This window comes from Bacillus cereus G9842, from assembly GCF_000021305.1.
Lineage (GTDB): Bacteria > Bacillota > Bacilli > Bacillales > Bacillaceae_G > Bacillus_A > Bacillus_A thuringiensis_S.
Window position 1 is genome coordinate 3,397,840 of sequence record NC_011772.1, and the last position, 12,801, is coordinate 3,410,640.

Consider the following 12,801-nt stretch of genomic DNA (forward strand, 5'->3'; position numbering starts at 1 on the left):
GGATTTCTTCAAATTAATCTATAACATATTCTTAACTTTTATTTCACTTGAAACATGTATTTTTTATAATTTTTATGCACCGATAAGATAAGCCCGATCATTATCATATTTGAAAACAGTGAACTTCCTCCATATGATAAAAAAGGAAGTGCAATTCCTTTTACTGGCATTATACCAATATTTTCGAAGATTCGAAGTGTTAGAACACTAATTGCCCCGCACATAGTAATGTACCAAACAGATTCTCTGCTGAATATGCAATTATAGTTACTCGATATATAAGAAGTAACAAGACCAATACAACGAGAGCCGCTATTATAAATCCACCTTCTTCAGCGATGGTAGCAAAAATAAAATCAGTATGCTTTTCAGGAATATATACACTTCCTTGACCAAATCCTTTTCCATGTAATTCGCCACTTCCAACAGCTAAAAGAGATTGTTGCGTTTGATACCCTTGATCTGTATTTTCAGCTGGATTCAGCCAACCTATAATGCGTGATTGTTGGTGAGGTTTTAACCTAGTAACTAATTCTTTAAAGAAAAAATCTGGATATCTTACGTATGTAAATATTAATGTAGATAGTAGAGTTACCGGAATGAATGTACAAAATGCAATTAATTTCTTTTGAATCCCTGATATGAATAAATACAATAGATGCTGCGTATAAGAACACCATCCCTGTATCTGGCTGGCTATATACCAGAGCAATAGGAGGAATTGAGACTAACATAATTTTTCCAACCAACAGGAAATCAGTTTTATATGTCCGAATCATATATTGAGCGTTATGATTCATTACTAAATTTGCGACAAATATAATTAGTGCAATTTTGAAAAACTCCGATGGTTGAATTTGAACAATAACAGGAAATTGAAACCATCTTTTTGCTCCCAATTTAACGGGAGTAAATGTTGATTCTGGTAGTATTTTTAATATAACAATTGATGCAAATCCAATAATATACATTGGACAAGATAAATTTTGCCATTGATCCCACTCAATACTTGCAACTAATATTAACAGTACAAAACCAATTAAATAGTTCCTACCTTGCTGAAATGCACAGTTTGTGCTTCCATACTGGCCAGTTTGTTAACTACTATTTTATGTTTCATCGTCACATTATAATGAAATAGTCATATATTTTCTTGAATTTTAAAAACCTAATTCACTTTTCAATATCTCATTTCTTCCTTAAAGAGGTCTTTTTATAGATGCTCTTCTTAAGTTTTTCAGCATAAAACTAAACATTCCGTCAATACTAAAGATAGGCGAAAGCCAGAACTCATTTAAACGTCCCTGTAGTTCTTCTCTTTTCTTTATTAAGCAGCTAGCTTTCACTAGCTGCTCTTTTATTTACATATATCATAAGGATTTGAATATATTATGTTTGAAAGTACGCTGTTTTATCAAAAGGTGATCCGGTGACAATTTCTTTTTTATTTCTACAAAATAAATTTTTTACTAGATACCTTTTCGTATAATATATGCAAGCTTGTTAACACTATAAATGTAACTTTAGGTTACATATCTATTACTTTCAGGGCCTAATTTTCTTTTGTGCAACAAGTGTTTAGCTAGCTTCGCTGGCCACTTTGTTGTACCGAATGAACTTTTTATTTCTCAACACCTAACATATGGTATCGATATTCCAATAATGGTAATATGAAGGTACCTTCAGTTGTTAAATATTATGCCCTTTTTAAAGGCCCTGTTTTTAAACAGGGCCTTTAAAATTTATTCTCTACTTAAATAGTATTTTTGTTATAAATCTTTCTATAAACACTCTCATTTCCTCGATATCAAATTAAATCCCATGAAACAGGCGTCCCTTTTTCGATATCCTTATTCGCTTTTTTCCCAATAATTTTGGATATGTGTTTTGGTAATAAGCCATTCCCTGGTCTAATAGCTTTAACATTTTCATTTGTAAAGAATTCTCCCGCTTTTATGTTTTCTACTACATATAATGATCTTCTAAATTTTAAAGAATCTTTTTCTATATCAGTCGGTCCATAATATACATTCCCCAAAGATTCCCATGCTTTTTCAGTTTCGCTTACTAATAATTTAAATTCAGCTGGTTCCATTGAAAATTTAGCGTCAACTCCTCCATCCAACCTCGAGAGCGTTAAATGTTTCTCAATTACTGTGGCCCCAAAGGCAACACTCGCTACAGATACTCCTACACCCAGTGTATGATCAGATAAACCCACCTGACATTTAAATAACTCTTTCATATGAGGTATGGTAACTATATTTGTAGATTTTGGAGACGCAGGATACGTACTCGTACATTTTAATAGAATTAGTTCTTTACACCCTTCTTCTCTCGCAGCCCTTACTGTTTCATCAAGTTCGGCAATTGAAGCCATACCTGTCGAAATAATTATTGGTTTTCCTGTTGCGGCTACTTTACGTATGAGGGGGATATCAGTATTTTCAAAAGATGCAATTTTATAACATGAAACATTTAATGTCTCTAGAAAGTCTACAGCTGTTTCATCAAAAGGCGTACTAAATGGTATCATCCCTAACTCTATACAGCGATCAAAAATTGGTTTATGCCACTCCCATGGTGTATATGCTTCTTTGTATAAATGATAAAGTGATTTGCCTTTCCATAAACTTTTCGTATCGTGAATTGAAAAATCACCATTTTCTATATTTAAAGTCATTGTATCTGGTGTATATGTTTGAATTTTAAATCCTTGTGCCCCGGCCTCCGCAGCTGCCTCTACAATTTTCAACGCTCTATCTAATGATTGATTATGATTTCCTGACATTTCTGCAATAATAAATGGTGGCAAACTATTGCCAATCTCTCTACCTCCGATATATACATTACTCATTTTTTTCACCTTCAAGTTCTATTTTTATAGCTTCTTTTCTTTCCTCCCATTGTTCACGGGACAAGGTCATTGTAATGACATCTATATAATCATTGTCCCTATAAATATAATCTTCATATCTTCCATCTTCTTGGAAACCAAGTTTCTGATGAAAATTTAAACTAATACAGTTTGATTCTATTATTTCTGCATATACTTTGTGTATGTCTTTAATTTCAAAAATAAAATTTAATGCTAATAAACCTAATACAGTTCCGGCACGTCTTACACTTTGTTTTTCACCTATATAAAATCCCCAATAACAAGTTCGATTCATTTCATCTATTTTTGTAAAATTAACAAATCCAATTGGTTTTTCTTTATATATTAATATTCTTGCAACCTTTGTTTCATCCATTACGAGTTTTTCATACCACTTTAAATGTTCGTCTATTGTTATTTGATGATCTTCATACATAACTGAACGTATTTCTTTTGCATTCCGCCAATTTAAAATAAGTTCTAAATCTTTCTTTTCTAACCTTTCCAATTGAAAATCCTCAATATCTAACATACTATCCTCCTAAAATATTTTTTGCTATTTCATTTGAATTACTGGCACACTGTATAGAAAGAGCTTTATTAGACATTTCTTTCACTATTTTAGAATTTGATAAAAGTTTGTTTAGACATTCCATAATTGCTTTATCCGAAACACTTTCAGCTGTACCAATATTCCATGTAGCTCCAACCTTTGCTACAGCCTTGGTTACTTCAATTTGATTTTGTGCAGTTGTAATTGTAATAGAAGGTAATCCAAGAAAGCAGCGTTCCCATGTGGTTGTTCCTCCAGCTCCTATCCCTAAATCCGCTCGTACGAGAAGCTCTTCCATATTTTCTATTTGACAATAATATGAAGCGTTAGAAACACTCTTACAATAAGTTTGAATCTCCTCTTTATGCGGATTTTGGCTTCCTACCACAACATCTATTTTTAAGTTATCTTGATTTATATTTTGTAAGGCTCTTAATGTTTTTAATGTTTCATTTGTTACATCATGCCCACCAAAAAAAATAAAAATCCTCTCAATTTCTCCTGTTCTTTTTCGTGAAAATTTCTTAGCAGCATGAAACTCTGGCCGTAATATAGCATATTTAGGCCCCAATTTTACTAATGAGTGCTCTGGTATTAAATCTTTATAGCGATCATTAGGGTTATCGTATAAATTTTGGTCTAGTAACAAATCACAGTCGTGCATTCGATTTGCAAGATCATCGATTACCATGATTTTCCTTACAGTTTTTCTTAAAGCAGACTCCCACCTATTATCTAATCCATAATGATCAACGATTAACCAATCACACTTGGGAAGTTGCGACAAAATATCATTGGTCTGCTGTGCATCAACAAACCAATGATATTTGAGCCAATTTAAATAACTCCCGTGTTCTGAACTTAAGAAATTTGTATTTTCACCATCTCCATCTAATACAAACACACAAAATCCCTTATTTAAAATATATTGATGTAAATCACCTTCTAGCTTACGACAAATGAAATATACTTGAGCACCTTTATTCCGTAACTCGTGGGCCAGTGTTAAACAACGCATAATATGACCGGTACCTATTTCAATAGATGCGTCGGCGCGAAAGGCAATTTTTTTCTCAAGCAAGATACTCCCTCCTCACTAAAAGCACTACAATTTATTAATTTATAATATCGTTTCTCTATTTAACTCATCTACTAATGATTGTTGATTTGCCCATTTCAATTTTACATGACTATTAATTTCAATAAGTTCAGGGTTTCGAAGGATGTAATCTTTTATTTGATGAAAGAATAAAGGTTTAGATTTTACATTCAGACCTCTATAAAGTTCATTGAACATATCTAAATCTGGTTGTTCATCTAATGTTAACCTCCAAGTAGGATAACAAACTGCTGGAGGAAGTTTCACTACATTGATACGAAATAAATGTGGATTATTAATAAAATAAAACGGAAGGTATTCTGCATAAGTTAAAGGTTTTGGGGTTTGTAGTAATCGTTCGATTGCCTCTAATGTAAAAATATCACCTGCTGTTCCAACAGGTAACGTACTTAACTCTGCCTGTGTATAGTCTGCACCACTTTTCAAATGTTCATCTAGTAAAAAAGTATTTATTTCAGGTGACACAGCTGGGCAATCCCCTGTAATCCGTATGACAATATTTGCATTTTCTTGTTTTGCAGCTTGGAACATGCGATCAGCGGTATTTTCTGGATCACCTCTAAAAATCTTAACTTTCCCGTCTAAATTAAATTTTTCCAAAGGGCCATCTTGTGCAATATCTGAAGTAGCAAGTATGACCTGGTGTTTTCCTGGAATAGCTAATGTATTTATAAGACATCGTTCAATGGAAGGAACTCCGTGTATTGGCAATATTGCCTTTAAAGGTAACCTAGTAGATTTTAAGCGGCAAAGTACAATTATTACTACCTTTGGAGGTTCAATAACCTCTTTTGTTATTGGGGTACCTGCAGACAAATTATATACAGCTACCTGAGGTAATAATTCCTCTGCTTCAAGCTCGGTCAGCGCATTTTCTACAACATTTAATTCCATTGTTACTTTATTAGCTGTAATAATCTCTCCTTTTTTAATGTCACCTTTTGTAACTGCTCTTAACAATTTTTGGTTTTGCAATTTTAATAACACCCCTTTCATTTAATTTTTAGCAACTCTATAAAACGAAAGAACTTTTCTCACAGCTTGTATTACATCCCACACATCAGCTTCTGTCATTTTAGGAAATAGAGGCAGCGTAATAATTTCCTCATATACATTTTCTGCTTGCGGACAAATACCTTTTCCATAACCTAATTTTTGATAAAACGGTTGCAAATGTACGGGTATATAGTGCACATTCACACCGATATTTTCTCTTTGTAATGCCTCGTAAACTTCTTTTCGATTACATTTTAATAATTTAGTATTTAAACGAATAATATAAAGGTGCCAGCTTGAATCGGTTTGAGGCAATTGCTTTGGTATGATGATTTCAGATAAACAACTAAATTCTTTATTATAAATGTCTACATATTTCTTTCGAATTTTAATAAAAGAGTCTAATTTATTTAACTGTGATAAGCCAAGAGCAGCTTGTATATCCGTTATTCTATAGTTGTAACCTAAGAATTGCATTTCATAATACCAAGGCCCATGATTTTCAAGAAGATTTCGAGGATTCTTTTCAATTCCGTGCGTACGGAATTGAAAAAGTTTTTCGTAAAACAGAGGATTATTTGTGGTAATTACCCCCCCCTCTCCGGTAGTAATATGTTTCACCGGATGAAAGCTAAACATTGTCATATCACCAATTGAACCAATCTTTTTATTTTTATATGTGGCTCCTAATGCGTGGGCTGCATCTTCAATGATAATCAAATTGTTTTCTTTTGCTATTTTTTGTATTTCTTCTAACTCTACAGGCTGACCAGTAAAGTGTACGGGAATAATAGCCTTTGTTTTGTTTGTAATCTTTTCCTCTATAGATTTAGGACTAATGTTATATGTTCCATTGTCAATATCAGCGAATACCGGCTTTCCCCCTTGGTATAAAATACAATTTGCACTTGCTACAAATGTCATCGGAGTTGTAATTACTTCATCTCCCTCAGTTATGCCTGCTGCATAGCAGGCAGCATGCAATGCAGCTGTACCATTTGAAAAGGAAACAGCGTATTTTGCTCCCACATATTTCGCTATAGCCTCTTCAAACTGTTGAACCATTGGTCCTGTTGTTAAAAAATCCCCTTTTAATACATCTACAACAGCCTGAATATCATATTCATCAATTTGTTGCTGGCCATATGGTAAATAAGTTTCTCTAACAGGCTTTCCTCCATGCATACCGAGGATTCCCCTTACCATTACTCTTTCTCCTTAGGATTAATTTTTAAAGATTTAATCCACTCTTCTGTTTTAATAACTCCATCTTCTAAAGAAACTTTTGGTTCCCAGTTTAATATTGTTTTTGCTTTTTCATAGTTACATAATAATTTTTGAATTTCACTTTGCGGATGGATATGAGTTACATGTTGAATGCTTACTTTATTTCCCGAAATCAATTCTGCTAATTTATTAATGGATATATCTTGCCCTGTTCCAGCGTTGATAATATGACCATTTGCTTTTGCAGAGTATCCTGCTGCCACAACAAAATCTGCACAATCTTCAACGTATAAAAGGTCTCTCGTTTGTTTTCCATCCCCATATATATTCAGTGGTACATTATCTAATTTATTATTTATAAAAATGGCAACAACCCCACCTTCCCCACCTGTTTTCTGGAATGGACCATACGTATTAAATGGGCGAATAACCACTACTGGTAGCTTATAAGCATAATAGTAAGATAAAACCATGTTTTCAGCAGCAATTTTTGATCCCGCATATGGAGAGGCTGGTTTAATTGGGTCTAATTCTGATATCCCTTGTATATTAGTAGCTTTATCATATACCATACAAGTACTCATAAAGACCATTTTGACATCATAATTAAGACATTGTTCTAGCAAATTAAAAGTACCTATTGTATCATTTTCAAAAGTTGCTCTAGCATCATCTATACTATCTTGAACATTGATACTCGCTGCTAAATGATAACAAAGGTCAAATGAATTATTTTCAAATAATTGAGCAACTAATTTTTTATCTTTAATATCTCCTTGAATGCATTGTTTTAAATTTAGATCGTGTGCAAACTCGGTAATATTTGCAGTAGTTGAATTTGCTAAGTTGTCTAATATCCATACTTCATGCTTATCCTGCAATAATCTCTTTACAACCCACCTACCAATAAAACCTGCACCACCAGTTACTAATATTTTCATATTTTCTCCCCTCCTGTTAATAGCTGCTGGTTTAATATTAAATTTCTAAGCTCTTCTTTTGAAATAGCATTTTGATTATCAGAACGGTAAAAGCCTGCCTTCGCCCTTTTTGCATTTTCATATTGAGTACCCTTTTTTAATGGGCTAGGAATGATAAACATATCTGGTAATTCAAAAGCCTGTAAAGATTCATCATGTGTCATAAGTTCTTCATACATTTTTTCACCCGGTTTTAAACCAATTTCTTCAATTTTAATATTCTCCTTGGACAATCCATATAACTTTGTAACTTCTTCTATCATCACTTCACTTAAATCGTTTAATGAAATAACTGGCATTTTTAATATAAAAGTTTCACCACCCTTTGCTATTTTCATTGCTTCAATTGTTAACATAGTTGCTTGGTTCAGTGTCATCATAAATCTACTCATACTAAGATCCGTTACAGTTATTTTTTGGTTTTCTTTAATTTGATTTTCAAATAAAGGAATGACAGAGCCTCTTGATCCCATCACATTTCCGAAGCGAACACTTGTAAATGTCGTTTCACTTGAACCTTTTGAATATTCCGCTGACGTAATCAATCTTTCAGCAGTCAATTTTGTTGCACCGTAATTATTTGTTGGTGAAATCGCTTTATCAGAACTTGTAAAAACTACCTTTTTTACTTTCTGAGCAATTGCCGCTTTTATTACATTTTGTGTTCCAAAAATATTGGTCAAAACTGCTTCAAACGGATTATATTCACAAAACGAAACATGCTTCATCGCGGCCACATGAAATACATAATCAATATTTTCCATCGCACTAAATACTCGATCATAATTACGAATATCCCCAATTAAATAACGAATATTCCGATTTTTATCCCTAAATTCTTCTTGTAATAAAAATTGATTGTATTCACTTCTACTAAAAACTCTTACCACTTTTGGCTTTTCCTGTAGAACATTAGAAAGAATGCTTTTTCCAATTGTTCCTGTTCCACCAATAATTAAAACATTTTTATCTTTAAAAAACATGAAAATATATACCTCCTCATATTAAAAAATAATTTTAGCAAAAAAACTCTCTTCAACTTGTTTGTAATTCCATAGGCAATCCATTTGTTGAGAGATAAACTAGTTTGCCGGATATAGAAACATACGTTTCTATTGCAAGTTTAAAATACATATTAATCATTGAAAACTGAGGATATAATCTTTTACTTCAAATATTTATAAATGGTGACGATTTTAATCTTTTTCAATTTGAATTAAATTTATTAATCTTTTTGTGCATGCTTCTTGCGGATAGTTTTCATTAATAAATTTTCTTCTTAATTCTTTTGCTAAATTTGATTGTAAAGGATTATTTAGAACCTTTTTAATCGTGCTAGTCATATCCTCCATAGAATGATTTACAAGCCAATCTAATGTATCGTAATATTTATAATCCCTTTCCTCTAATAAAGATTTATAAACAACTACAGGTATATCTAATAACATTGCCTCTAATCCCACTGTTGAATTTGAGATAACCACAAGATTTGCATGTAAAATAACATCATATATGTTTACTTCATTTGTTATATATTTAACATTAGGATATAAGTTACTTAACTTAATATATTCTCCCACTAAATTACGCCCTTTTTCCCAAGGATGTGGTTTTATAATAACCGTAATATTTTTGTCTTCCACTAACTTTTCTGTCAATTCAGTATAAAATGAAGTTTTAAATGGCTGGGTTGCAATAAAAACCACTTTTGTAGAGGGGGCTATTTTTAATTTATTAAAAAGATTCTTTTTATCCATATATACTCTATCAAAGATCTCATCATATCTGGGGTGCCCTAGTATTTCGATTTGAGATTCACTGACCCCTTTTTGAAGGTACCAATCTTCTTCATATTTCCCATATACGACCTGTTTTGTTGCGAAAACCGGAAAGTATGCTTCTTCCCCCATTACTGCACCATGCTGCAGACAATAACTCGGTATACCCTCACTACTAGAAAGAAAAGTAAGAGCTCTACTTGTTATATCTTCCGTAGTACCGACAATCACACCAGAAATATCTTGTTCTTTAAAAATAAAATGAGCCATATTAAGTTTCTCAATCATGATAGGAAGGTCGCTTAGTAATTTTTTTTGAAAAAAGAGGTTTGAAAATAGTGGGTGCTTATTAAACTTTAAAAAGATTTCTTTAGCTTTTTCTATAAAAACATGTGCGGTATTAGCAGATTTATTTATATAATCTGGTGCACAAACTGTAGGAAGACCATAGAGTTCGGTCTTTTTTGATCTAGTTAATATCTTTGTTTGATTTGGATTAAAGTGAGTAAAGTTACTTACTGAAAAACGGAGATAATCTGAATTTAGGAGGATTGCTCCATTTTGGTTTTTTCTTTTTATTTTTGATTGAAATACAGACATTATTTTTTCAAACTCTAACTGTAACTGTGTTTCTGCTATTGGCTCAATTGACAATTGCTTGTAAAAATTATTATCTTTCATTTTATTTTTTATATCTTCATCTAAATATTGATAAAAATTACTCAGTAATGGTAAAGGAATATTATAATGCTTTAACCTTGAAAAAATATTTATATACTCTAAATTTAATAGCCAGTAATTTTTCAAATAAATGTCACTCAATTTTTCACCCTCTTTTTCTTCTTAAGTCTTCCCTTAATTCTTTGCATGTTCTTTGTGGTGGTAATAATTGCACAAATTCATTTTTTTCTTCTGCAAATAACTGCGCATGTATTGAATGGGGAGTAATATAATTGATATCTAAAATTTCATCTAAGGGATAAAAATCCCAATAGTGATTTAATCTCCAAAAGAAGCGTGCATCTCCTATCCGGTAAAACTGAGGATCTTCATCCCAATAAGAATTCCACCTTTTTTCAAGAATTGGTAAAACAGATGCTCTATGCATAATAGAACAATGATCAATTGTACATGGAGCATTATTCGTAATTTTTTTTGCAGGTCTCTCAACCGTTTTAATAGGCATCTCTGTTTCATCTATACGAATCGTTTTTGATGCAGAATAAATAATTTGAACATCTTTATTCTCATCAAGATAACTAGACATCTTTTTAAGACGTTCTTCTTCATATTGATTATCATCTGTAATATAAGTTATATATTCTCCTTTAGCATGCTTAAGTGCCTCATTAATTAAAGCGGCATATCTTACTTTTTTTGTCCTTTCAGAAATATGAGCTACATTACTTTTATAAAAATGTACATTTTCATTATTTATGAATGGTTGAATCACCTTCTGGGTCATTTCATCTGAATCATCATCCATTATAAAAAGCTCGAAATCTTGAAAGGTTTGGTTTAATACACTTAATATAGATTTTTCAACAAACGCAGGCTTATTGTAACTTGTCATTATAACTGAAATTTTAGGCAAATCTCTCTCTCCTCCTTATCAATAAATACAAAAACAGTTACGTTATTATATAAATAGAAAGGACAAACCGTTCCGATAATTTTAAAAAAGGTTTCTTTATCTATAAAAAATTAATAGCAGTATTTATATTCACCCATGTCTCTTTTTTCTCCACTATAGTCCATACCATATCTATGAAAAAGTCATAAATTATTTAAGTATAAAAAAGAAAGTGTCGATAAAGCTTTAATTATTAGATTTCACTAGAAAAACACATTCAATATTCTCAATAGAGGTGAAGACTTTGCAACCCCAAATATCAATTATCCTTACTAGTTATAATAAGCCATCATTAATTAATCAAGTTATTGAAAGTGTTCTAATGCAAACTTATAAAGAATGGGAACTTTTTATTATGGATGATAACTCCTGTCCAGAAACTATAAATGTCATAAAAAATTATCTAGAGGATCCTCGAATTACTTATACGAATAGTTTTATACAAGATGATGAACGATATAAAACTACAAGATATGCAACACTTATCAATGAGGCACTACCATTAACTTGTGGGGATTATATTTGCTATTTAACAGATGATACTATATACCTTCCAAACAGATTAGCTGAAATGTTGTCTTTCTTAGAAAAACATCCTGAAATTGATGTAGTCTACTCTTCCCAATACGTAAAATATGTTGATTATAACCTACAACCTACAAATGAATTTGTGAGAGAAGCTTCGGAAATTTTATATACAGCTGCTAATGTTGTAGATCATTGTTCAATTATGCATACTAGAAGAATATTATTAAAAGTCTATGAAAAGTACTGTGGATATTGGGATACAAATCCTTTATATTGGTTTGCTGGAGATGCAATGTTTTGGAAACGCCTAAATACATTTCAACCTTTTTATCCCATTAACAAAGTGCTCGATATTACTTTTAAAACACCATTCTCTTTCCAAAACCTATATGCTAACCTCCCTTCAAAAGATTTAAATGGTATTTTATTTAGTAATTCACAAGGTAAAGTATTTTTAATTGATAACTTTAAACGCAGGCTTATTTCGAAAGATATGCTTTCTTACTTCAAATATAATCAAAATGAAATTGTCTTAATTCCCGATCCATTTATCTACAAATATACAGAAGGGCCCCCCATAACCCTTACAGAGTCAATTCCAAATCTACGGGTTGTGCAAAGTGAAAAAGGAGAGTTATTTTATATAGAAAATAATCAAAAACGTCCATTTATTGACACCATTGCATTTCGCAAATTTAAATTTTCAGTTCAAGAAATTATTAAAGTTTCACAACGTAGTTTAAATCAATTTTCAGATGGACCACCTATTTATCCAAATTTATCTCGTCACGCGGTTTTACCAGAAGGAAAAGTATTTATCTACCATCACAATTATTTCATCATGACAGATTATATGCTTCATCCCATAGATAAAGATATATTGCAAAAACTATATTTATTAAAGAACTGTATACCGATTTCAAAGACCAATTTATCCTACTTTAAGATGGGCCCTCCTATTTCAACATACCCCTCTTACCTAGCTGAAAAATACTTAGAATAGTACCAAGAAAGAGTATTATCAATAAAACAATAGAAGAAGGTTCTGAACTAAGTACTATGCTTGCCTATAGTATTGAATTAAACGAACTGTTAGAAAATGAACTAA

General features: G+C 31.8%; 11 protein-coding genes and 1 pseudogene. 1 reads left to right on the forward strand and 11 read right to left on the reverse strand.

Annotated elements, in window-relative coordinates; translation table 11 throughout:
* Nucleotides 1-38 precede the first annotated feature (38 nt).
* From BCG9842_RS32060 to BCG9842_RS17120, 11 genes and pseudogenes are all read right to left on the reverse strand, one after another.
* On the reverse strand, nt 39-224 hold the full coding sequence (locus BCG9842_RS32060) for an FtsW/RodA/SpoVE family cell cycle protein (RefSeq protein ID WP_367399326.1): 186 nt from the start codon (nt 222-224) through the stop codon (nt 39-41).
* Nucleotides 200-1,040, reverse strand: a pseudogene (locus BCG9842_RS17075) (FtsW/RodA/SpoVE family cell cycle protein). Before BCG9842_RS17075 ends, BCG9842_RS32060 begins: the two are co-directional and overlap by 25 nt.
* A gap of 767 nt (nt 1,041-1,807) precedes the next feature.
* A complete protein-coding gene (pseI, locus tag BCG9842_RS17080) occupies nt 1,808-2,857 on the reverse strand; it encodes a pseudaminic acid synthase (RefSeq protein ID WP_000073381.1) in 1,050 nt (349 codons plus the stop codon).
* The gene (gene pseH, locus BCG9842_RS17085; RefSeq protein ID WP_000884084.1) at nt 2,850-3,410 is read right to left on the reverse strand and encodes a UDP-4-amino-4,6-dideoxy-N-acetyl-beta-L-altrosamine N-acetyltransferase; all 561 of its coding nucleotides are present in this window, start codon (nt 3,408-3,410) and stop codon (nt 2,850-2,852) included. Before pseH ends, pseI begins: the two co-directional genes overlap by 8 nt.
* A gap of 1 nt (nt 3,411) precedes the next feature.
* On the reverse strand, nt 3,412-4,512 hold the full coding sequence (pseG, locus tag BCG9842_RS17090; RefSeq protein ID WP_000890380.1) for a UDP-2,4-diacetamido-2,4,6-trideoxy-beta-L-altropyranose hydrolase: 1,101 nt from the start codon (nt 4,510-4,512) through the stop codon (nt 3,412-3,414).
* Between the two features lie 39 nt (nt 4,513-4,551).
* Nucleotides 4,552-5,547 (reverse strand): cytidylyltransferase domain-containing protein, encoded by a 996-nt coding sequence (locus tag BCG9842_RS17095; RefSeq protein ID WP_000679360.1) that lies wholly within the window; start codon nt 5,545-5,547, stop codon nt 4,552-4,554.
* A complete protein-coding gene (pseC, locus tag BCG9842_RS17100; RefSeq protein WP_000251480.1) occupies nt 5,548-6,753 on the reverse strand; it encodes a UDP-4-amino-4,6-dideoxy-N-acetyl-beta-L-altrosamine transaminase in 1,206 nt (401 codons plus the stop codon).
* Nucleotides 6,753-7,715, reverse strand: a complete 963-nt coding sequence (locus tag BCG9842_RS17105) for a dTDP-glucose 4,6-dehydratase (protein ID WP_000699376.1) — start codon at nt 7,713-7,715, stop codon at nt 6,753-6,755. The genes pseC and BCG9842_RS17105 overlap by 1 nt, the downstream gene beginning before the upstream one ends.
* A complete protein-coding gene (locus tag BCG9842_RS17110; protein WP_000465155.1) occupies nt 7,712-8,737 on the reverse strand; it encodes an SDR family NAD(P)-dependent oxidoreductase in 1,026 nt (341 codons plus the stop codon). Before BCG9842_RS17110 ends, BCG9842_RS17105 begins: the two co-directional genes overlap by 4 nt.
* A 213-nt stretch (nt 8,738-8,950) precedes the next feature.
* Nucleotides 8,951-10,354: a CDP-glycerol glycerophosphotransferase family protein gene (locus BCG9842_RS17115; protein ID WP_001280557.1), complete on the reverse strand. Its 1,404-nt coding sequence runs from the start codon at nt 10,352-10,354 to the stop codon at nt 8,951-8,953.
* Nucleotides 10,355-10,358: 4 nt separating this feature from the next.
* Nucleotides 10,359-11,126 carry a glycosyltransferase family 2 protein gene (locus BCG9842_RS17120; RefSeq protein ID WP_001124408.1) on the reverse strand — a complete coding sequence of 256 codons (768 nt, stop codon included), beginning with the start codon at nt 11,124-11,126 and terminating at the stop codon, nt 10,359-10,361.
* Nucleotides 11,127-11,409: 283 nt separating this feature from the next.
* Between BCG9842_RS17120 and BCG9842_RS17125 the strand changes: the two genes are divergently transcribed.
* Nucleotides 11,410-12,696: a glycosyltransferase family 2 protein gene (locus BCG9842_RS17125; RefSeq protein WP_001183018.1), complete on the forward strand. Its 1,287-nt coding sequence runs from the start codon at nt 11,410-11,412 to the stop codon at nt 12,694-12,696.
* Nucleotides 12,697-12,801: the final 105 nt, after the last annotated feature.

Coding starts and splice junctions, on each gene's coding strand:
- BCG9842_RS32060 (WP_367399326.1), bottom strand. CDS start 224: ATGTGCGGGGCAATTAGTGTTCTAACACTTCGAATCTTCGAAAATATT.
- pseI (WP_000073381.1), bottom strand. CDS start 2,857: ATGAGTAATGTATATATCGGAGGTAGAGAGATTGGCAATAGTTTGCCA.
- pseH (WP_000884084.1), bottom strand. CDS start 3,410: ATGTTAGATATTGAGGATTTTCAATTGGAAAGGTTAGAAAAGAAAGAT.
- BCG9842_RS17095 (WP_000679360.1), bottom strand. CDS start 5,547: ATGAAAGGGGTGTTATTAAAATTGCAAAACCAAAAATTGTTAAGAGCA.
- pseC (WP_000251480.1), bottom strand. CDS start 6,753: ATGGTAAGGGGAATCCTCGGTATGCATGGAGGAAAGCCTGTTAGAGAA.
- BCG9842_RS17105 (WP_000699376.1), bottom strand. CDS start 7,715: ATGAAAATATTAGTAACTGGTGGTGCAGGTTTTATTGGTAGGTGGGTT.
- BCG9842_RS17110 (WP_000465155.1), bottom strand. CDS start 8,737: ATGTTTTTTAAAGATAAAAATGTTTTAATTATTGGTGGAACAGGAACA.